This is a genomic window from Pseudomonas sp. MPB03 (genome assembly GCF_046605385.1).
Classification (GTDB): Bacteria; Pseudomonadota; Gammaproteobacteria; order Pseudomonadales; family Pseudomonadaceae; genus Aquipseudomonas; species Aquipseudomonas zanjanensis.
On record NZ_CP176770.1, the window covers coordinates 5,059,639 to 5,081,310 of the forward strand.

At 60.2% G+C, this 21,672-nt stretch carries 16 protein-coding genes and 1 pseudogene; 8 read left to right on the plus strand and 9 right to left on the minus strand.

Going from position 1 to position 21,672, the window contains the following annotated elements; genetic code table 11:
- The first annotated feature begins 55 nt into the window (after nucleotides 1–55).
- Both ACLH0I_RS21875 and sugE read left to right on the plus strand, forming a co-directional pair.
- Entirely contained in the window at nucleotides 56–1,021 is a 966-nt protein-coding gene (locus ACLH0I_RS21875) for a bile acid:sodium symporter family protein (protein WP_411385365.1), read from the plus strand.
- Nucleotides 1,022–1,139: 118 nt separating this feature from the next.
- On the plus strand, nucleotides 1,140–1,454 hold the full coding sequence (gene sugE, locus ACLH0I_RS21880; RefSeq protein ID WP_411385366.1) for a quaternary ammonium compound efflux SMR transporter SugE: 315 nt from the start codon (nucleotides 1,140–1,142) through the stop codon (nucleotides 1,452–1,454).
- A 114-nt stretch (nucleotides 1,455–1,568) separates the two neighbouring features.
- On the opposite strand, the gene ACLH0I_RS21885 is transcribed toward sugE, so the two are convergent.
- The 3 genes from ACLH0I_RS21885 to ACLH0I_RS21895 form a co-directional block, all read right to left on the minus strand.
- Nucleotides 1,569–3,443 carry an MFS transporter gene (locus ACLH0I_RS21885; RefSeq protein ID WP_411385367.1) on the minus strand — a complete coding sequence of 625 codons (1,875 nt, stop codon included), beginning with the start codon at nucleotides 3,441–3,443 and terminating at the stop codon, nucleotides 1,569–1,571.
- 81 nt (nucleotides 3,444–3,524) lie between these two features.
- Nucleotides 3,525–4,673: a TDT family transporter gene (locus tag ACLH0I_RS21890; protein ID WP_411385368.1), complete on the minus strand. Its 1,149-nt coding sequence runs from the start codon at nucleotides 4,671–4,673 to the stop codon at nucleotides 3,525–3,527.
- A gap of 103 nt (nucleotides 4,674–4,776) precedes the next feature.
- Nucleotides 4,777–5,088 carry a cupin gene (locus ACLH0I_RS21895; RefSeq protein WP_411385369.1) on the minus strand — a complete coding sequence of 104 codons (312 nt, stop codon included), beginning with the start codon at nucleotides 5,086–5,088 and terminating at the stop codon, nucleotides 4,777–4,779.
- A 116-nt stretch (nucleotides 5,089–5,204) separates the two neighbouring features.
- Between ACLH0I_RS21895 and ACLH0I_RS21900 the strand changes: the two are divergent.
- A pseudogene (locus ACLH0I_RS21900) lies at nucleotides 5,205–5,318 on the plus strand (TetR family transcriptional regulator); the annotation flags it as partial.
- Nucleotides 5,319–5,704: 386 nt separating this feature from the next.
- Entirely contained in the window at nucleotides 5,705–9,175 is a 3,471-nt protein-coding gene (locus ACLH0I_RS21905) for a NahK/ErcS family hybrid sensor histidine kinase/response regulator (protein ID WP_411385370.1), read from the plus strand.
- A 175-nt stretch (nucleotides 9,176–9,350) separates the two neighbouring features.
- Here ACLH0I_RS21905 and rmuC read toward each other — a convergent pair whose 3' ends face one another.
- The gene (rmuC, locus tag ACLH0I_RS21910; RefSeq protein WP_411387547.1) at nucleotides 9,351–10,739 is read right to left on the minus strand and encodes a DNA recombination protein RmuC; all 1,389 of its coding nucleotides are present in this window, start codon (nucleotides 10,737–10,739) and stop codon (nucleotides 9,351–9,353) included.
- A 188-nt stretch (nucleotides 10,740–10,927) separates the two neighbouring features.
- Complete coding sequence (locus ACLH0I_RS21915; RefSeq protein WP_186728746.1) at nucleotides 10,928–11,251, minus strand: sel1 repeat family protein; 324 nt, start codon at nucleotides 11,249–11,251, stop codon at nucleotides 10,928–10,930.
- A 1,095-nt stretch (nucleotides 11,252–12,346) separates the two neighbouring features.
- Here ACLH0I_RS21915 and ACLH0I_RS21920 point away from each other — a divergent pair.
- The 3 genes from ACLH0I_RS21920 (at nucleotide 12,347) to ACLH0I_RS21930 (ending at nucleotide 14,757) form a co-directional block, all read left to right on the plus strand.
- Nucleotides 12,347–12,571, plus strand: a complete 225-nt coding sequence (locus ACLH0I_RS21920; protein WP_008051046.1) for a hypothetical protein — start codon at nucleotides 12,347–12,349, stop codon at nucleotides 12,569–12,571.
- Between the two features lie 275 nt (nucleotides 12,572–12,846).
- Nucleotides 12,847–13,329 (plus strand): hypothetical protein, encoded by a 483-nt coding sequence (locus tag ACLH0I_RS21925; protein WP_250964647.1) that lies wholly within the window; start codon nucleotides 12,847–12,849, stop codon nucleotides 13,327–13,329.
- Between the two features lie 144 nt (nucleotides 13,330–13,473).
- A complete protein-coding gene (locus ACLH0I_RS21930) occupies nucleotides 13,474–14,757 on the plus strand; it encodes an OmpP1/FadL family transporter (protein WP_250964646.1) in 1,284 nt (427 codons plus the stop codon).
- A gap of 89 nt (nucleotides 14,758–14,846) precedes the next feature.
- Here ACLH0I_RS21930 and ACLH0I_RS21935 read toward each other — a convergent pair whose 3' ends face one another.
- From ACLH0I_RS21935 to ACLH0I_RS21945, 3 genes are all read right to left on the minus strand, one after another.
- Nucleotides 14,847–15,398, minus strand: a complete 552-nt coding sequence (locus ACLH0I_RS21935) for a glutathione peroxidase (RefSeq protein ID WP_186709893.1) — start codon at nucleotides 15,396–15,398, stop codon at nucleotides 14,847–14,849.
- A 182-nt stretch (nucleotides 15,399–15,580) separates the two neighbouring features.
- Nucleotides 15,581–16,789: an MFS transporter gene (locus ACLH0I_RS21940; RefSeq protein ID WP_411385371.1), complete on the minus strand. Its 1,209-nt coding sequence runs from the start codon at nucleotides 16,787–16,789 to the stop codon at nucleotides 15,581–15,583.
- 52 nt (nucleotides 16,790–16,841) lie between these two features.
- A complete protein-coding gene (locus ACLH0I_RS21945; protein ID WP_250964643.1) occupies nucleotides 16,842–17,246 on the minus strand; it encodes a MarR family winged helix-turn-helix transcriptional regulator in 405 nt (134 codons plus the stop codon).
- A gap of 337 nt (nucleotides 17,247–17,583) precedes the next feature.
- Here ACLH0I_RS21945 and ACLH0I_RS21950 point away from each other — a divergent pair, with 337 nt between their 5' ends.
- A complete protein-coding gene (locus ACLH0I_RS21950; protein ID WP_250964642.1) occupies nucleotides 17,584–17,877 on the plus strand; it encodes a helix-turn-helix transcriptional regulator in 294 nt (97 codons plus the stop codon).
- Between the two features lie 108 nt (nucleotides 17,878–17,985).
- Here the strand turns inward: ACLH0I_RS21950 and ACLH0I_RS21955 are convergent, their stop codons facing one another.
- Nucleotides 17,986–21,651, minus strand: coding sequence for an RHS repeat domain-containing protein (locus ACLH0I_RS21955; RefSeq protein ID WP_411385372.1), 3,666 nt, complete (start codon nucleotides 21,649–21,651; stop codon nucleotides 17,986–17,988).
- Nucleotides 21,652–21,672: the final 21 nt, after the last annotated feature.

Sequence of the window (21,672 nt, forward strand, 5' to 3'; positions counted from 1 at the left end):
GAGCAAGCTCGCTCCCACATTAGTATTCGGTGTTCTTAATAATAAGGATCAGGTCATGCGCGCATTGGCTGCATTAAGCCGCTTCGTCGGCAACACCTTCGCTTACTGGGTACTGTTTTTCGCGGTACTGGCTTTCCTGCAACCGCAATGGTTCGTTGGCCTGAAAGTCGCCATCGTGCCGCTACTGGGCCTGGTGATGTTCGGCATGGGCCTGGCATTGAAGCTGGAGGATTTTGCCGAAGTCGCCCGCCATCCAGGACGCGTAGCCCTGGGGGTGGTTGCCCAATTCGTGATCATGCCCGGTACGGCGTGGTTGCTTTGCCAAATATTCAGCCTGCCGCCGGAGATCGCCGTCGGCGTCATTCTGGTGGGTTGCTGCCCGAGCGGTACATCGTCCAACGTCATGACCTGGCTGGCGCGCGGTGATTTGGCCTTGGCCGTGGCGATTTCCGCCATCACCACCCTGCTTGCTCCGCTGCTGACCCCTGCGCTGATCTGGCTGCTGGCCTCGGCCTGGTTGCCGGTGTCGTTCTCGGCGTTGTTCTGGTCGATCCTGCAAATCGTGCTGGTGCCGATCGCCCTGGGCATCGTCGCCCAACGCCTGTTGGGTGCCCGGGTTCGTCATGCCATAGACGTGCTGCCACTGATATCCGTGGTGAGCATCGTGATCATTGTGGCGGCGGTGGTCGCGGCCAGTCAGGCGAAGATCGCCGAATCCGGCCTGCTGATCATGGCCATTGTGATGCTGCACAACAGCTTCGGTTATCTGCTGGGGTACTTCACCGGGCGTTTGTTCGGCTTGCCGTTGGCCCAGCGCAAAACCCTTTCATTGGAAGTCGGCATGCAGAACTCCGGCCTCGGCGCGGCGCTGGCGAGCGCGCACTTTTCGCCGCTGGCGGCGGTGCCCAGTGCGCTGTTCAGCGTCTGGCACAATATTTCCGGAGCCCTGCTCTCGACGTACTTCCGGCGCATGAGCGAAAAACAGGACCGCGAGCTACTTGACCGTCAAGCGGCAGACTGACCGAGCGACTTGACCAAACAGTCAGCATTGGGCACTCTTGCGCCCAATGCGGGGACGACCCCGCAACTCCAAAGAGTTCACTATCCGGGGACGACCCCACCCATCGATGAGGTGCGTGATGTCCTGGATCATTCTGTTTTTTGCCGGCCTGTTCGAAGTCGGCTGGGCTGTCGGCCTGAAATATACCGACGGTTTCAGCCGCCCTCTTCCCACCGCACTGACCATCGCCGCCATGGCGATCAGCCTCGGCCTGCTCGGCCTGGCGATGAAGGAACTTCCGCTGGGGACGGCCTATGCGATCTGGACCGGGGTCGGTGCCGTGGGCACGGTGATCGCCGGGATCATTTTGTTTGGTGAGTCGATGGCGCTGGTTCGCCTGGCCAGCGTGGCGTTGATTGTCGTCGGATTGATCGGCCTCAAGGTCAGCGCCTAGCCACTGCCGCTATCGCGAGCAAGCTCGCTCCCACACTTTGACCGCATGCAGCCTAGGCGATTCGGTCCAATGTGGGAGCGAGCTTGCTCGCGAAGGGGCCCTCACAGTCAGCAGTTACCTGACAGCCCCACGCAGTTCCCCCACCAACGCCTGCAAACTCGAAGGCGTTGCCGCCTCGACGTCCACCGCCGAACCCGCCACCAATGTCACCCGCGACCAGAACCGGCGAAACAGCCCCTTGGCCGGGTCGCGACTGAAGAAACTGCCCCACAAGCCCTGCAGCGCCAGGGGAATCACTGGCACCGGGGTTTCCTGGAGGATGCGCGTCAGTCCACTCTTGAACTCATTGATCTCACCGTCGGCGGTCAGTTTTCCTTCGGGGAAAATGCACACCAGCTCGCCGTCCTTCAAGTATTGGGCAATTCGCTTGAAGGCTTTTTCATAGATATGGATATCTTCCTGGCGCCCGGCAATCGGGATGGTGCCGGCGGTGCGGAAGATGAAATTCAGCACCGGCAGGTTGTAGATCTTGTAGTACATCACGAAGCGAATCGGCCGACGCACCGCGCCGCCAATCAGCAAGGCATCGACGAAGGACACGTGATTGCAGACCAGCAGCGCTGCGCCTTCATCCGGTATCGCCTCCAAGTTGCGATGCTCCACGCGGTACATGGAATGGCTCAGCAGCCAGATCATGAAACGCATGCTGAACTCGGGGACGATCTTGAAGATGTAGGCGTTGACGCCGATGTTGAGCAACGACACCACCAGGAACAGCTGCGGGATCGACAGCTTGGCCAGGCTCAGCAACATGATGGAGACGATCGCCGAGACCACCATGAACAACGCATTAAGAATATTGTTGGCGGCAATCACCCGCGCCCGCTCGTTCTCCACGGTGCGCGACTGGATCAGCGCATACAGCGGCACGATGTAGAAACCGCCAAAGACGCCCAATCCGAGGATGTCGATCAACACCAGCCAGGCATGGCCAAAACCGAGCACTGCAAGCCAACCGTGGCCCTCGACGCTGGCGGGAATTCCACCGGAATGCCACCACAACAGCAGGCCAAACACGGTCAAACCGAACGAACCGAACGGCACCAGGCCGATCTCGACTTTGCGCCCGGAAAGCTTTTCACAAAGCATGGAACCCAACGCGATCCCCACCGAGAACACTGTGAGGATCAAGGTCACCACGGTCTCGTCGCCGTGCATCCACTCCTTGGCATAGGCGGGAATCTGCGTCAGGTAAATCGCCCCGACGAACCAGAACCAGGAGTTGCCGACAATCGACCGGGACACCGCCGGGGTTTGCCCCAACCCCAATTTCAGGGTGGCCCAGGATTGACTGAAGATGTTCCAGTTCAGACGCATTTGCGGCGAGGCCGCCGCCGCGCGCGGAATGCTGCGACTGGCCAGGTAACCAAGCACGGCGATGCCGATGATCGCGCTAGCCACCACCGGGGCGTAATGCGCCGAGGACATCATGATTCCGGCGCCAATGGTGCCTGCCAGGATCGCCAGGAACGTGCCCATCTCCACCAAGCCGTTGCCGCCGACCAACTCATCTTCACGCAAGGCCTGCGGCAAGATCGAATACTTCACCGGACCGAACAACGCCGAATGCGTGCCCATGGCGAACAGCGCCACCAGCATCAGCCACAAGTGATCGAACAGGAAACCCACCGCGCCCACCGCCATGATGGCGATTTCGCCAAGCTTGATCAGACGAATCAACGCGTCCTTGGCGAATTTTTCCCCGAACTGCCCCGCCAATGCCGAGAACAGAAAGAATGGCAGGATGAACAGCAGCGCGCAGAGGTTGACCCAGATCGAGCGGTCGCCTTCGATGGTCAATTTGTAGAGGATGGCGAGGATCAGCGACTGCTTGAAAATGTTGTCGTTGAACGCGCCCAAGGACTGCGTGATGAAGAACGGCAGAAAACGCCGCGTGCGAAGCAAGGTGAACTGCGAAGGGTGACTCATCTTCCATGTTCCTGAGTGGCGTGGACGCTTATTGGAATGAACGTTTTTCGATCCAGGCCACACATTACCTGTCTTTAGCGATTATTTCGCCAGCCCTGCGATGCAGGGCGACACAAACAGCTCACCGTGCCAGGCGCCCAGCACCGTGCGCCGCCCAACGATCAGCCACATCACCACCAGCATGGCCACCAGCACAGCACCGAACACGCCGAAGAAACCCAGGCCCAGCAGCTCGGAAAGCTTCAGTGTCGTTAGCGCGTACACGCCCAGGGGAAAGGTAAAGCCCCACCAGCCTAGGTTGAAGGGAATGCCTTCGCGCAAATAGCGCGCGGTGATCAGCAGCGCCATCAACATCCACCACAAGCCCAGGCCCCACAGCGTGATGCCAGCCACCAGGCCCAAGCCGGCGGCGATGTCGCCCACGCCGGGCAGGCCATTGGCGGCAAAAATCAGCGGGGCATCGTTGCCCAGCAGCAACATGCCCAAGGCACCGGTGCCAATCGGGCCGAGGGCCAGCCAGCTCGAGGCGGCCATGTTCTCGTGAGGCAGTTTGTGCAGGGCCATGCGCAACAGCAGAATCGTCAGGATGCTGAACGCCACGGGCAGGGAAAAGGCCCAGAGCACGTAACTGGTCACCAGCATGACCAGTTGCCCATGGACGTCGGCCAGATGCGGCGCCAACAGCCCGCCGCTGGCCGCCGCGACTTCGGCGGCCACCACCGGCAACAACCACACGGCGGTCATCTGGTCGATCCGGTGTTCCTGGCGGGTGAACATCAAGAAGGGGATCAGCACGCCACAGGCCAGCGACATGGCCACGTCGATCCACCATAACGTCTCGGCCACCGCCACCACGCCCTCCCCCCAGCGCGGCAGCCCAAAGACCAGAAAGCCGTTGATGAGGGTCGCCAGCCCCATGGGAATGGTGCCGAAAAACATCGAGACCGTCGAATGGCCGAAAATCCGTCGCGCTTCGTCGAAGAACAGCACCCAACGGGCCGTGTACATGAGGGCGAACACCACGAACAACAGCGTGTTGAACAACCACAACCCTTCGCCCAAGGCGCGCAGGCCCGGCATCTGCGCCGGCCATTGCGCCAAGGCCAGCGCCAGCACACCGGTGCCCATGGTCACGGCGAACCAGTTAGGTGTGAATTGGCGAATGGCTTCCAGCGGCCTGGGCAAATGGCTCAACGGGCGCAAGCGGTTTTTGGCGGCATAGCATGTCATGGCGAACTCCTGTCCCCGGATGAGGTGGAGCCATGCTAGGGCTGGATCGAATATCCATATAACGGGTAATTTCTCTATATGTAATCTGTTTTACAGATAAGCGTCAGACGCTGCCCTCGGTTTCGATCACCAGGATTCTCGCTTCGCCCAAAGGCTTGGCGACATGTTCGGTGCCCACCGAGGCGTAGAAAATGTCCCCAACGCCCAGCAGGGTCGCCTTTTCGACACCCTCTTCCCGATAGCACATCCGCATTTGCCCATCGAGCACCACGAAGACTTCCTGGCCGTCGTTGACGTGCCAATTGTACGGCTGGTCGGTCCAGTGCAGGCGCGTGGTGATGCCGTTCATGTTGGCGATATCGAGCGCCGCCCAGGCACGGTCACCGGTGAAGGACTTGCTGCGAATGATTTTCAAGGGATCCGGCCGTAAGAAGGTTGAGGTGCCAAGACTAACCCACTGCCGGCGGCTCCTGCATGCCGGGTTTCAAGGCCGAACGCCATCGCTGACTGGTTTCACCGACTGACGCAATCGAGCGGCTGATCAATGTGGTGGTGGCGCCGACGGTGTTCCGCATACTCTTTGCCACCGCGCCGTTGGCGGTAGAAGAGCTGCATCGGTTGGTGGATATTGCGTTGGGTCAGTAAGGCCGCCATCGCGAGCAAGCTCGCTCCCACATGGGTTCCATGGGTGCCCATAGAGCGAGTGTCCACCCCAGATCCCTGTGGGAGCGAGCTTGCTCGCGAAGGCGGGGTGCACATTCAACATCGATGCAAGCTGACCCAGCGCTTTCGCGAGCAGGCTCGCTCCCACATGGGTTCTCCAGTGGACACAAGATTTGTATCCACCACAGATCCAATGTGGGAGCGAGCCTGCTCGCGAAGAGGCCCGAAAGAACACCCAATAACCCGAGTACTCCCCCACCTGCGACACCCCACCACGCCTCGACCTTGGTCGACACTGACGAACCCGAGCGGGCATGCGAGACTGTCCTGCCGGGCTCAAGCCCCGGTGTCTTTGTCGGGGAGTTTCCATGTCGTTGTCCAGCGGGCTGATCGCCGTTGTCGCCCTGGCCTATATGGCCATCATGTTCGCCATCGCCTTCTACGGCGACCGGCGCAGCACGCCGCTGCCGCCACGGGTGCGGGCCTGGGTCTACAGCCTGTCGCTGGCGGTCTATTGCACCAGTTGGACGTTCTTTGGCGCCGTGGGCCAGGCCGCCGAACAGCTCTGGTCATTCCTGCCGATCTACCTCGGGCCGATCCTGCTGCTGGTGTTCGCGCCGTGGGTGCTGCAGAAAATGGTGATGATCAGCAAGCAGGAGAACATCACCTCCATCGCCGACTTCATTGCCGCCCGCTACGGCAAATCCCAATCCCTGGCGGTGGTGGTCGCGTTGATCTGCCTGGTCGGCGTGCTGCCGTACATCGCCTTGCAGCTCAAGGGCATCGTGCTCGGGGTGAACCTGTTGATCGGCGCCGGCGCCGATGCCATGGGCACGCGCGCCCAGGACACCGCGCTGATCGTCTCGCTGATCCTGGCGCTGTTCACCATCGTGTTCGGTACCCGCAACCTGGACGCCACCGAACACCACCGCGGCATGGTGCTGGCGATCGCCTTCGAATCCCTGGTCAAGCTGTTCGCCTTCCTGGCCGTCGGTGCGTTCGTCACGTACGGCCTGTATGACGGCTTCGACGACCTTTTCAATCAGGCGATGCTCGCCCCACGCCTGGAGCAATACTGGAAAGAAACCATCAACTGGCCGTCCATGGTGGTGCAGACCGGGGTGGCGATGATGGCGATCATCTGCTTGCCACGGCAGTTCCACGTGACCGTGGTGGAAAACATCGAGCCCCAGGACCTGCGCCTGGCCAAATGGGTGTTTCCCGCCTACCTGGCCCTGGCCGCGCTGTTCGTGGTGCCCATCGCTCTCGCCGGGCAAATGATGCTGCCCAGCTCGGTGCTGCCGGACTCGTTCGTCATCAGCCTGCCGCTGGCCCAGGCCCACCCGGCCCTGGCCGTGCTGGCGTTCATCGGCGGCGCCTCGGCGGCCACCGGCATGGTGATCGTCGCCAGCGTGGCGCTGTCGACCATGGTTTCCAACGACATGTTGTTGCCGTGGCTGCTGCGCCGCAACGCCGCCGAACGCCCTTTCGAGGTGTTCCGCCAGTGGATGCTCTCGGTGCGCCGAGTGAGCATCGTGGTGATCCTGTTGCTGGCCTACGTCAGTTACCGTCTGCTGGGTTCGACGGCGAGCCTAGCGACCATCGGCCAGATCGCCTTCGCCGCCGTGACCCAGCTGGCCCCAGCCATGCTCGGTGCGCTGTACTGGAAACAGGCCAACCGCCGCGGCGTATTCGCTGGCCTCGCCACGGGGATCTTCCTGTGGTTCTACACCTTGGTCCTGCCGATCGCCGCCCACAGCCTCGGCTGGTCGCTCAGCACCTTCCCGGGCCTGGCCTGGTTGCACGGCAATCCGCTGAACCTGCCGATTACCCCGCTGACCCAAGGGGTGGTCCTTTCCCTGGCCGGCAACTTCACGCTGTTTGCCTGGGTGTCCGTGCTGTCGCGCACCCGGGTCTCGGAGCACTGGCAGGCCGGACGCTTCATCGGCCAGGAAATCAGCGCCCGTCCCAACCCCCGCTCGATGCTGGCGGTGCACATCGAAGACCTGTTGCAACTGGCCGCGCGTTTCGTCGGTGAAGAACGGGCGCGGCAGAGCTTCATCCGCTTTGCCTACCGCCAAGGCAAAGGCTTCAACCCGAACCAGAACGCCGACAGCGAATGGATCGCCCACACCGAACGCCTGCTGGCCGGTGTACTCGGCGCCTCTTCGACACGCGCCGTGGTAAAAGCCGCTATCGAAGGTCGGGAAATGCAGCTTGAAGACGTGGTCCGGATCGCGGACGAAGCGTCGGAAGTGCTGCAGTTCAACCGCGCACTGCTGCAAGGCGCCATCGAAAACATCAGCCAGGGCATCAGCGTGGTCGACCAATCCCTTAGGCTGGTGGCGTGGAATCGTCGCTACCTGGAACTGTTCAACTACCCGGATGGCTTGATCAGTGTCGGCCGGCCCATTGCCGACATCATCCGCTACAACGCCGAACGTGGCCTCTGTGGGCCGGGCGAGGCGGAAGTCCACGTCGCCAGGCGCCTGCACTGGATGCGCCAGGGCCGCGCCCATACCTCCGAGCGACTGTTCCCCAACGGCCGGGTCATCGAGCTGATCGGCAACCCCATGCCCGGTGGTGGTTTCGTCATGAGCTTCACCGACATCACCGCCTTCCGCGAGGCCGCGCAGGCGTTGACGGAAGCCAACGAGGGGCTGGAGCAACGGGTGGCCGAACGCACGCGGGAATTGTCCCAACTGAACCTGGCCCTGACCGACGCCAAGGGCACCGCCGAAGCGGCTTACCAGTCCAAGACCCGGTTCCTGGCCGCGGTCAGCCACGACCTGATGCAACCGCTCAACGCCGCGCGCCTGTTCTCCGCAGCGTTGTCCCATCAGCACAACGCGTTGCCGAGCGAGGCCCGGCAACTGGTGCACCACTTGGACAGTTCGCTGCGCTCGGCGGAAGACCTGATCACCGACCTGCTGGATATCTCCCGCCTGGAAAACGGCAAGATCAACCCCGACCGCAAGCCCTTCGCCCTCAACGACCTGTTCGACACCCTCGGTGCAGAGTTCACGGCGCTGGCCCAGGAGCAAGGCTTGAAGTTCCGGGTTCGCGGCTCATCCCTGCGCGTGGACAGCGATATCAAGCTGCTGCGACGTATTTTGCAGAACTTCTTGACCAACGCGTTCCGCTACGCCAAGGGGCCGGTGTTGCTGGGCGTGCGCCGGCGCAACGGCGAGTTGTGCCTGGAGGTCTGGGATCGCGGGCCGGGCATCGCCGAGGACAAGCTGCAGGTCATATTCGAAGAGTTCAAGCGCCTGGACAGCCACCAGACCCGCGCCGAAAAAGGCCTGGGGCTGGGCCTGGCCATCGCCGACGGGCTCTGTCGCGTGCTGGACCATAGCCTGCAGGTGCGCTCCTGGCCGGGGCGTGGCAGCGTGTTTAGTGTCAGCGTTCCCTTGGCCCAGACGCAAACTGTCGCACCGAGCGCCGTGACCGAGCCCAACGGTCATTTGCCAAGCGGCGCGCAGGTGCTGTGCGTCGATAACGAAGACAGCATCCTGATCGGCATGAATAGCCTGCTGACGCGCTGGGGTTGCCAGGTGTGGACGGCGCGCAACCGCGAGGAATGCGAGCGTTGGCTGGCCCAGGGCGGCCGACCGCAACTGGCGCTGGTGGACTTTCATCTGGACGACGGCGAGACCGGCACCGAACTGATGGCCTGGTTGCGCAGGCGCATGGGAGAACCGGTGCCGGGCGTGGTGATCAGCGCCGATGGTCGGCCCGAGACGGTGGCACTGGTGCATGCGGCAGGCCTGGATTACCTGGCCAAGCCGGTGAAGCCGGCGGCGTTGCGGGCGTTGTTGAGTCGGCATTTGCCGTTGTAACTTCGGCAAATGATAGCTCCTATGGCGAGGGAGCTTGCTCCCGCTTGAGTGCGCAGCACTCACAAGAAAGAGGGCCGCTGCGCAGCCCAGCGGGAGCAAGCTCCCTCGCCACAGGGTGCTGTTTTTGCCTTGAGATCTGATTCAGCCCGAGGGCGGCTTCAGCTTTGGGTTCGCTTCAGCCCTGGGTTTTCTCGCTGGCTTCTTCCGGCAACTCCGGCAGCCCATCCGCATCGGTCATCGCCCGTTCGAGCAGTTCGCTGGGCAAGCTCTTGCTGGCCCGGGCGCCAAGCAGCTTGAGTTGTTCGCTGCGGCTGACCAGGTTGCCGCGCCCTTCCGTCAGTTTGTTGCGCGCTGCGCTGTAGGCTTTGTCCAACTGCTGCAAGCGACTGCCGATCTCGTCCAGATCCTGGATAAACAAAACGAATTTGTCATACAGCCACCCGGCCCGCTCGGCGATTTCCCGGGCGTTCTGGCTCTGGCGTTCCTGCTTCCACAAGCTGTCGATCACCCGTAGTGTCGCCAGCAGCGTGGTCGGGCTGACGATCACGATGTTGCGGTCGAAGGCTTCCTGGAACAGGTTCGGCTCGGCTTGCAGGGCGGCGGAAAACGCCGCTTCGATCGGCACGAACAGCAACACGAAATCCAGGCTGTGCAAACCGTCCAGGCGCTTGTAGTCCTTGCCGGCCAAGCCTTTGACGTGAGTTCGCAACGACAGCACATGTTGCTTGAGGGCGAGTTGGCCGATGGCGTCATCTTCGGCCGCCACGTACTGCTGGTAGGCCGTGAGGCTGACCTTGGAATCGACCACCACTTGCTTGTCGCCCGGCAGGTAAATCAACACGTCCGGCTGGAAACGCTCACCGTCCGGACCCTTGAGGCTGACTTGGGTCTGATATTCGCGGCCCTTCTCCAGGCCGGCATGTTCAAGCACCCGCTCCAGGATCAGCTCGCCCCAGTTGCCCTGGGTTTTCTGGCCCTTGAGCGCGCGGGTGAGGTTGGTGGCCTCGTCGCTCAGGCGCAGGTTGAGTTGTTGCAGGCGTTCCAGTTCCTTGCCCAGGGAGAAACGCTCCCGGGCCTCGGCCTGATAACTTTCTTCAACGCGTTTTTCGAAGGACTGGATGCGCTCTTTCAGCGGATCGAGCAACTGGCCCAGGCGTTGCTGGCTGGTTTCGGCGAAGCGTTGCTCACGTTCATCGAAGATCTTTCCAGCAAGCTCGGCGAACTGTGCCCGCAGCTCATCTCGCGAACCTTGCAGGTCATCCAGGCGTTGCTGATGACTTTCCTGTTGCTCGCGCAGTTCGGCCTGCAACGACGCCGCCTGGGCATCGAGCCGACGCAGCTCGGCTTCCTTGTTGGCGCGTTCAAGGTTCCAGGCGTGGGCCGCATCCCGCGCATTGTCGCGCTCGATCTGCAGCAAATCGACTTCGCGACAGGCCGCGGCAAGCTCGGCTTGCTTGGCGGCGTTGGCCTGGCTCAGGTCGCTGATCTCGTCGCGGCAGGCATCGAGCTGGGCGTTGAGGCCATCGTGGGCCATGTGGGCCGTGGCCAGGCGCTCTTCCAGCAGAGCCAATTCGGTCTGGGCAGTGGCGGCTTGGCGTTGCAGGTGCCAGGCCAGTGCCAGCAACGGCACCGCGGCGCCTGCCAGGCCAAACAACAGGCTGGTCAAATCCATAGCCATGACAATTCCTGCCGATCAAATAAAGCCCGAAGGTTAACCAAGCGGCTGGGGGTTGCCCAGCGCAGTCTGCGATTTCAGTCTTCGATTTCACCGAGGGCCCGGCGGGCACGATCATCGCCGGCCCGGGCGGCCTGGCGCAGCAGGTCGTGGCCGATGCGTCGATCCCGAGCGTTGCCGCATTCACGGCACATCAACTGCCCGAGACGACTTTGCGCAGCCACCACGCCTTCACGGGCCGGTTGCTTGAGCAAACGACCGGCGAGGTGCTTGACGCTGGGGCTGTCCCCGAGCCGCGGGCTGTCGAGCAGCCACTCAGCCACCCGCATCGACATACGCTTGGGTGGGGTAACACCAGAGGGTGCGGAAGTAACAGGATTTGATACTGAGCGAAACTTCATAAACACTGTGGGACAGATCGGAAGGCGCGCCACTTTACTCCTTTTTTCGTACGGGTAAAGCCGAAAAAAAACCGGCACGCCCGTGCTAGAGCAAGCGCTTGGGACAATCCACAGAAGCTGTGGATAAGTCAGTGGACAACCCACCCTGAACTCGCGCAAAGCCCTGTGGAACGGGGCCTGGGCTCAAACTGACGATTTTTTCACCAGTAAAAAAAAGCGATGTTTTTCATTGACTTAAATTTTGGATACAGGCACCCACCCCGGATTGTTTCGACATGACAGTAAGGTGACAAGTAGTGCGGCGAGTGTGCACAAGTAACAGCTGAACGGGTTATAACGCTGCGATTTTTTGGCGCATCTGGCGGTATGAAGCTGGGGATAACCTGAGGCCATGCGCGACGCTTGGGTAACCTGACCACACCAGCAGACGTTAGAATCCTGTGCTAAGCCGTTCATCCTTGGATCAGATTGAAAACCGACCCCGTGGCGAGGGAGCTTGCTCCCGCTGGGCCGGGCTGGCGCTCCAGCGCGAAGCGGCCCTATCTTTAGGACTGCTGCGCAGCCCAGCGGGAGCAAGCTCCCTCGCCACGGGTCATGGCTCGACTCATTGCCAGGGCTCGTTTGAATATTTTTTAATCAACACCCTTCCCTTCACAGATTCAATCCGTTAGTATCCGCGGCGTTAGTACCAAGCTGAAAGTCAATTCCGGGTCGAACACATCTCCGCGGTCAGCCATCCTCCAAAGGACGCTCACCGAAAAAAGGAGACCGACCCCCTCGATGGTTTCCAGGTAAACCTTGCGCCAACACAGCCTTCGATCGAATGCGAAGGGTGTTGCCAGGCTCATTACTCTGACCGAACCAACCTGCAAAATTGATCAGGATCTTCACCCCGGGCCCAGAACCTTTGCCCTCGATGTGTTGCCTGCCCTCCTAAGTACCTACCTGCCAGCCCAAGCGCGCACTTTATATAGCGCTCAAACTGGCTGCTTTGTTCCAGTCGGGTTCTTCGTTCGACCAATGGTGGTCGACGTTACTGGAACGTTTTAACGTTGCACGGTTCTTAACCGTGTCATTTGTAGGAACACCCATAACATGTCTACTCAAATCCAGACACAGGATGCCATCCGCACCCTAACCAACGCTTTTGCTCCAATGAACTGCCTGATCATGGCCGCTCGCAAAGGCTGCTTCAGCTTCACGCTGGTCAACGAACACGGCATCGCCCGTCACAGCGAACGCCTGTACCCCGACCAGTACTCCAGCGCCGAACCGCTGCAGGCCGTGATCGAGCGTACCCGTCAGGCACTGGTTGCCTGAGACGCAGAAAGGCTGAAACCCCCAAGGCCCCGCCCATGAAGCGGGGCTTTTTATTGCCCGAAATTTCTCGATAAAGCGAAACGGCGTAAGCACCAAGGGATATAACAGTTATAACCGTTCGCCGAAGATGTTTTAAAAACAGTCCTTTACAGCGGGAATATGACACTACACTTCAAGTCAAGCGGCATGATCCGCTTCTGGCGGAGCCTGGACCGATCCACTGCTGCCAAGCCCACACTCCTCAGGCTCCGCCCACCTCACATCACGAGGGTTTTATGGGTATCGCTGCCAGCGAACTGTGTCGATATGTGATCCGCCCGACGCTCCTCTACCTGGAGTGTCACAGCGCAACCGCGGAATCCTTGTTGCTGGGTATTGCCGCCAGCCAATCTGCCCTGGGTTCAGCCCTGCATGATCGCCGCGGACATGGCCTGTATCGCATCACAGAGCCCCGACACCAAGCCCTTTGGGACCATTACCTGGCGCGGGATCCGGAACGGGCCAGCCTGGTGCGCGGCCTGGCCAGCCAGCACGCCTTTCTCAGCGGCCCGCACCTGGAATTGACCGTCAACCTGCGCTACGCCACCGCCATCGCCTGGCTGTTGGTGGAGGAACAGAACACCGCGCTTCCCGACGCCGATGACCTGCTGGGCATGGCTCGCATCTGGCGCCAGACCTTTCATCCCCAAGGGCGCCTGCGAGATTTCACCTGCGCTTGGCGAAGCTGTATTTCACCGCTGAATCAGGTCGCTTGCTGACGGGAAATTTGGAAACTTCCCACAACGGTCGCGAATCTGGTCGGATTGTCCTACAAAACCGCTCTAAATCAAGCCATCCAGGCTATAGCGCTTGAACGAAAATGTTGGTAATTTTCGCCCCGGTGATCACCAGGAGTTCTAACAATGAAAAAAATGATGCTCAAAACCACACTTGGCCTTGCCGTTACCTTGGCATCCACGCAACTTTTCGCCAGTGGCTTTGCCTTGAACGAACAAAGCATCAGTGGCATGGGCACTGGTTTCGCAGGACGTTCTTCTTCTGCCGATGACGCCAGCACCGTGTTCGGCAACCCTGCCGGCATGTCGCGCCTCAAGCGCCAGCAAGTCACTGGTGGTTTCGCCGCCATTGATGCCTCGACCGACATCGACGATGCCAGCGGCACCCAGTCCGGTACCAACAAGGGCGACATGGTTCCGCTCACTGGCGTTCCGATGGGTTACTACGTCAAGCCTATCGATGATCAGTGGGCTTTCGGCTTGGGTGTCTATGCACCGTTCGGCTTGATCACCGATTATGAAAATGGCTTCCAAGGCCGTAACTTCGGCAGCAAGAGCGAAGTGAAGGTCGTCACTTTCCAGCCAACCGTCAGCTATGCCTTCAACGACAAGGTCTCGATCGGTTTCGGCCCGACCATCAACCGTATTTCCGGCTCCCTGGAATCGGATTTGACCTCGCCGCTGTCGCCGAATGACGGTAGTGTGAAGATCAAGGGTGACGACATCGGCTATGGCTACAACATCGGCTTGCTGGTCCAGGCGACCGATACCACCCGTGTTGGCCTGACCTACCACTCCAAGGTCAAGTACAAGCTCGAAGGCCACACCGAAATCAGCCCTGGGGCGGGCACGCCTCCCAGCCTGCTGAACGGCGCGCGCTACGATGCTTCGCTGGACATCACGACGCCTGAATCGGTGGACTTTTCGGTCACGCAGCAAATCAACGATGCCTGGACCGTCTACGCGGGCAGCACCTGGACGCGTTGGAGCCGCCTGAAAGAAATCACCGTGAACAATGACGGTGTGACGCCAGCGACGGGTGGCGCTTTCGCGCCGGGGTTCTTCAGCTCCATTACTGAAGAACAGAACTGGCACGACACCTGGGCCTACGCCATCGGGACCTCCTACCAGTTGAACAAGCAGTGGGTACTGCGTACCGGCCTGACCTTCGACCAGGCGCCGACCAACAACACCGACCGCTCGCCACGCATCCCGACCGGCGACCGGACCATCTTCAGCCTGGGCGCCGGTTGGAGCCCGACCGATGACCTGACCATCGACGTCGCTTATTCCTACCTCAAGGAAGAAAAAGTCAACGTCAGCGGCGACAACGCCCTCGGCCAGTCCTACAACGCCAAATACGAAAACAGCGCCAACGGTTTCGGTGTGGGTGCAACCTACCGCTTCTAATGTTTCACGGCGAAACTGAACCTCTCGCCACCTGAAGCAAAAAAAGCCCCGCTCTCTGCAAGGAAGCGGGGCTTTTTCGTGACGGGCAATCAGGGTTTTGAGGCGATGGCCGTCTCCACAGCCTTGATGAAATCCGGATCGTCAGGCTTGATCCGACTGGAAAAACTGCCAACGACTTTACCCTGGCGGTCCACCACGTACTTGTAGAAATTCCACTTCGGCGCGGCGGATTGTTCAGCCAGGTGCTTGAACAGCGGTATCGCATCCGCACCACGCACCGGTTGTGGTTCGGTCATGGTAAAGGTCACGCCGTAATTGACGTAGCAGACCTTGGCGGTTTCTGCCCCGTCCTTGGCTTCCTGCTTGAAATCATTGGACGGCACGCCCAGCACTTGCAAGCCTTGGTCCTTGTAGCGCTGGTTGAGCGCCTCAAGGCCTTTGAATTGCGGGGCGAACCCACAGAAGCTGGCAGTGTTGACCACCACCAGGGGCTTGCCGGCGAAGCGCTGGCATAAGTCGACGGTTTCCTTGGCCCGCAGCTTGGGCAACGAACCCTCCAGCAACGGCGGGCAGTCGGCGGCCCAGACTTGCCCGGTCACAGCCAGCAACAGGGCGGGAACAGCAAACCAGCGCATCAACATGTCGGTATGTCCTTAAAAACGTGTCAGACCACGACGTTACTCGCCGCGTCCGATGCCGTCCATTGTTCAGCACGTGCCCATGCCCAGTTGCATCAACGCCAAGCCGCCCTGATGCCAACCCCACCAGGCAAACGCCAGCAGCAGGCCGGCACCGACAGCGATCAACCACGGGCCGACGCGACTCATGCCGCACCGACCTGGACTTGCAAGCGCGCCACTGGCCGCTCACGCACCGGCCAGTTCAACGCCGCCGCCAACAGGCTGAGCAGGATCGACACCTGCCAGATCAAGTCGTAGCTGCCGGTGCGGTCATACACCACCCCGCCCAGCCAACCACCGAGGAACGAGCCCAACTGGTGGAACAGGAACACGATCCCACCCAACATCGAGAGATTTCGTACACCAAACAACGTCGCCACCGTGCCATTGGTCAACGGCACCGTCGACAGCCACAGAAAGCCCATCGCCATGCCGAACAGGTACGCCGTGGTGGTCGTTACCGGCAGCCACAGGAACAAACCGATCACCACCGCCCGCATCAGGTACAACCCGGTCAGCAGGCGCGGCTTGGACATGCGCCCGCCCAGCCAGCCGGCGGTATAGGTGCCGAAAATATTGAACAAACCGACCAGGGCCAACACGGTGGTACCGACGCTGGCGGGCAGGTGTTGGTCCACCAGGTACGCCGGCAGATGCACGCCGATGAACACCACCTGGAAACCGCAGACAAAGAAGCCCACCGCCAGCAGCCAGAACCCGGAATGGCTGCACGCTTCGCGCAAGGCTTCGGCCAGGGTTTGTTCATGGCCGGCCACCGGCAACGGCGAATCCTTGAGCATGCTCACCAGTGGCACGATCAACGCCACCAGCAACCCCAGCGCCAGCAGCGCCGCCGACCAACCGAGCCAGCCGATCAACCCCAACGTACCCGGCAGCATGGCGAACTGGCCGAAGGAACCGGCAGCACTGGCGATGCCCATGCCCATGCTGCGTTTTTCCGGCGGCACGGCCCGTCCGACCACGCCCAGGATCACCGAGAAAGACGTGCCCGACAGGCCGATGCCAATCAACAGCCCCGCACTCAGCGACAAGGACCATGGCGAGTCGGCCATGCCCATGAACGCCAAGCCGACGGCATAAAGAACCCCGCCGATGAGCACCACTTTCGCCGCGCCGAAGCGGTCGGCCAAGGCGCCGGTGAAAGGCTGCGCCAGGCCCCAGATCAGGTTCTGCAAGGCAATGGCGAAGGCGAACACCTCACGGCCCCAGCCGAACTCGGCACTCATGGGCGCCAGGAACAGCCCGAAGCCATGCCGCACCCCCAGTGACAACGCCAGGATCAGCGCGCTGCCCACCAGGACCCAACCACAGGTACGCCACATCGATGTCATTCTTATTCTCCGGTCGCGGGTATATACCCACTTATCATCGGACGAACCGGCTTCACGCCAGTTCATCCAGCAAGGCCAGCAAGGTCGCACGTTTTTCGGCACCCAGCTTATCGATCAGTTTCTGTTGCGCCGCTTCCCAGGCCGGCAATGCCGCCGTCAACCGGGCCTGCCCCGCCTCGGTGAGCACAACGATGCGATTACGCAAATCGTCGCCCTCAGCCAGCTTCACCAGCCCCTCGCCTTCCAGCACCCTCAGGTTGCGTCCGAGGGTGCTGCGGTCCAACCCCATGGCCTCGGCCAGGGATGAGATGCTCGGCTGGTCCAGGCGCGCCAGGTTATTGAGCAAGGAATACTGGGCAACGTTGATCCCGAAGCCATCGAGAGCGCCGTCGTAGTACCTGCTGACGCCACGGGCGGCGCGACGCAGGTTGATGCACAGACATTGGGAAGGAAGCATGGTGCGTGTATATACCCGGGATTGATTGAATGCAAATTTAAATGGAGAAATATTAAACCTGGGCTGAAGGATCTAGCGAATCCCCTTACCACAGTGAATCAACCAAATTTTAAAAAATACCAAAGATATCAATAGTTTCGGTATGACAGCCTTTCAACCATTCATCATTTCGCATCCACCACCTGTCATGTCTGACAGGTTTCAAGTGGTTTGAATCGAGCTATAACGAAACCGTTCCTACAGCCCCCAAGGTCTGAATCAGGGTCGTGCGAGCCACGTCAAGAAGTAGGGAGACTTCGCCGCCCCATGCCATTTTCGTTAAATGGGAGTGTTCATCATGTATCGCACCGACCCAATCAGCACCCATCCCGCACCTGCCCAAGGCAATTTCCAGTCCGAAGATTCGCAACAACCGACAGCGGTCAAACTCACCCGCAAGGAAACAGAGGTTCTACAGTGGAGCGCCGCCGGAAAGTCTTCCTGGGAGATCAGCCAAATCATCAACTGCAGCGAAGCCGGCGTGAACTATCACTTTGGCAATATCCGGCGAAAGTTTGGTGTGAATTCGCGCTGGACGGCGGCGTTCAAGGCGCTGGAACTGGGTTTGATCAATAAGCCACTCATTAAGTAACCCTCCTCCTCGCAATCCCTCAAGCTTCAAGAGACCGCCATCGTTGACCCAGCATGGCGGTCATGCCCAATCCAGCGGTGTGCCGAACGAGCAGAGGGTCGCTCAACCTTAGGCACCGGCCCGAACGCTGACGCCCTCACTAACCGTCATCAGTCTCCCCAGCGCGTCGTAATCCAGCGTGCGCGCCAACTCATCCTGCGTCATGTTGCCATCGGCATCGTATTCAAGTTGGATTTGCCGAGGATAGTCAGCATGCGTGTTGGTCACCCTGCTCAGCTGTGTCGGATCCTCGCCCTCGAAAAAATAGTGAGCGTCGTTGCGCCCCTCTGGGAAGTCGGTCAGCACACGCGTCAGGTTATCCAGTGCGTCGAATCTGAATGTCTGCGCTCTGATCGCCTTACCATAAGGGTCGATTGGAGACAGGGGCCCTGTGCAGAAGTAGTTCGTCAAACGCCCCCGTAGATCGTATTCATAACGCTCGTCACGCAAAATCTCGCCACCCTCGCTCAGACATTTATGTTCCAGGGCATCCACGGCGTTGTACGCCTGCATCAATTGCTGCTGCCAGCCCGCCCGGTCGAACGTGCGCAAGATCTCGCGGCCAAGCGCGTCATATGTCAGGCCAATACGCAACCACAACATCTGTACCCCATCATGGGTTTCAATGACGCAGGTCTGCCCCAGATCATCGTAAGTAAATTGCGACACGGTAGTGCCAAGTCGGGTCGATCTCAGGCGTCCAGCGTTGTCATAGTCATAGCTTTGGGTCTGACCCAGGACATCGGTATAGCGCAACAGCCGCCCGCGAAAACTGTAGACATATCCCATCTGGTATTGACGGTCGTTTTCGCGGCGCGTCTCGCTTCTCAGCTCTCCGGTGCTGTAGTACTCCCGAACCAGTTGCTGATCGCCTTCCTGGCAATCGAGTAAACGAGCGGTAAGCTTGTCATAGCTGTAGCTGGAGTCACCGCCCGGCAAACGCCGCCGTGTGGGCTCCTCACCTAATGACGGCACATATTCGTAAACTACTTCCTGCCCCGAGGCAGTGAGTACCGAAGCGGGTTGGGCCTGGCCAGGCTCATAAATCATGTGACGTACACGGCCACCGGTATTGGACAGCGTCATACGGTCGAGCCCATCGAAACGCTGCTCACCCAATACCACGCCATCGACACTGATCTTCGTTGGCAGATCCTCGCTGCTGTGTTCAGCATATGCACGTACGATCTGTGCGTTATCGGGCAGCACGGTCACTGTCATGCGGTCATAGGCATCGTAGCGATACTCGGTGATCGCATCGCGCGCGTCAGTCTCTCGTACCGTACGCCCGAGACCATCGTAAACATAACGGTGCACACTGATCAGTTGTCCTGCCAGATCATGACGTTCGATGCGTTCCGGTTTTTCGAACTTACCTAACCACGTTGTCTCCACGCCCGTGTGCAAGAGCTCATCACTGGAGCTCTGACGCCAGGCACGTACGATCGGCACAACCCTGTCACCGATCGGGTCGGTGATTTCGAACGTTTTGACACCGTCCGGACCGGTCACGCAGGACTGCTGGCCCCAATCATCAAATTCGTAGACGCTGGCCAATGGCAGTAATTGTGTTTCCAACCAATCAAATTCGGTTTCTTCGACCAGGTTCTCAAACACATCGTATCGAGCCGAATATACAGGCCGCCATGGCTTGCCTACCGGGTCGTCGTCCACGTCTTGGCGATCTTCCAGGACCACCCGGTTTAGTCCATCGAAGAAACTGCGCGTCCGCACCCCCTTGACGTCGATAAGCTGTTGCATCGCTTGTTGCCCATCCAGGGACGTCAAGACATAGGTGTAGTGGCGCGTGGCTTCGAACTCGGTTTCCGGCGCCACGGTTTCACTGGTCACTCGCTGGAGCGCATCGTAGGTGGTGCGGATCACGACATCATTGTCGTCCTGGCTGAGCAGCACCTGGCCATGAAGCACTGAATGCTGCCGGGTGATTATTTTTTGCACATTTCGGGCTTTGCCATTTCGATCCGGCTCGCCATGGTCGAAGCCCGTCAGGGTTTCCAGGGTCTGCAACACGGTCTCGGCACCCGCCTCCCCGTCTATCTTTTCATAGCAAAAATCCGTGGTCGTGGCGTTGCCATTCTTCAATTCAACGTGTTGCAGGGGCCTGCCGTGCCGAAAGGCATCGGTGGGGTGGTCGATGTACTCGAAGAGACTCCTGTGCTGTTCTGTTTCCACATCCCCCCGAACCTCAAGCAGCACTTCACTGGCCATGAGCAAACTGCCCTCAGGCAGGCTATTGTCCAGCGGCGACAGTTCCACATAGCGATACCGGGTGCGCAAGACCGGCGCCTGACCCTCGTGCCCTTCGGCCGGGTGCACCGTTTGGCAACGCAGATTGCGCACGAAACCGTGCGGGTCGGCGGGGCAATGCACGTCTCCGTCGTCATCGACGTAGCCGTCGACCGGGTAGTATTCGTAGTCCGTGGTTATACCGTTGGGCTGGCGCTCTTGCAGCAGGTTGCCGAAATTGTCATAGGTGGTGGCCAATGTTTCGCTGCGGACCTGGGTGACATCGCTGGTGAGTTCCCAGCGCTTTTCCACGGTTTTAGGCAGTTGGAAATAGGCCGGCTGCTGTTCGAAGGGGCCGTCGACGGTGTGGAAGGTGGTGCGCACCCGCTGGACGCAATCGCCCTGGGTCGTACTTTCCTCGGTGAGCAGGTGAAAGCTGTTGAAGGTGCGCTGCACCGTGCGCGCCACCACGCCGGCCATTTTATGCTTGGCGGTGGAACCGTAGGAGTAGGTGCGCGAGGCCTTGTACAGTTGATCCAGGCCGTTGCTTTCCCACTGGATGTTCGCGCCGTTACCGATGAAATTTTCCAAGGTGTATTCGTAGCTCACCTCCATCTCCGGCTGCTGGAAGCCGGGAAAGAGCTGATGGCGGGTGACCCTCGGCAGGTTCGGCCGTCCGGTGTTGCCCGGATAGGCATGGCCCGCGTCGAGATATTCGATGACTTCGCGCCCGCCCACCGGGGTCTTGACTTCCCTGATGCAGCCAATGCCGCGCACGTCCTGATAATCGAAGCGCCAACTGGCGCGCTCATCCGTGGGCAGGACTATCTCGATGACCTGGTGCCTGGCGTTGAGCTTGAGTTCGAAGCGCGCCAACGGTGTGCCACCCGGTCCGGCATCCGGATACAGAAGCATCTCGACCAGCGCGCGGTCATCGAAGCGGTTGATCTGCAGCAGGCGCCCGAGGGCATCGCTGATCGATGCCAGGCGTTGGCCACCATTGAACCCCACGTAGGCCAGGTCGACCTTGTGCCCGGACGGGGCATGGATCTGCTCGGGCAAGGCCACTCGTTGCTCACCGCTGCCGCCCACCTTCAAGGTTTCGACCAGCCCGGCCTTGTGCACGACCCGATAGAGCTCGTTGCCCTCGTTGAAGAAATGGAAACTGTCGAGTTTCTTTTCCTTGATCTCCGGCGTGGCACCGCTGCCGGTGACCTTGAAGGTTTCGCCAGTGGACAAGGCCAGGATGCTGTCATGGGGGGTGAACTGGGACAGGTTGAAGTTCCAGCCGACGCCGAAGCCCGAATCCAGGGTATTGAGCGGGTTGAACACCAGCTTCAGCGGTACGGCGGGGCCGCAAAGGTCATTGGACTTGAGTTCCGGCAAGTCGATGGCGAGGGTGTATTGACCGGTGCGTGGATCAACACTGGCCGACAGGAAACTCATGAAGTTGAAGGCATTGGAATGAACAACCGTTGAAGACGTCATAATGTGTCACCGCCTTGGACA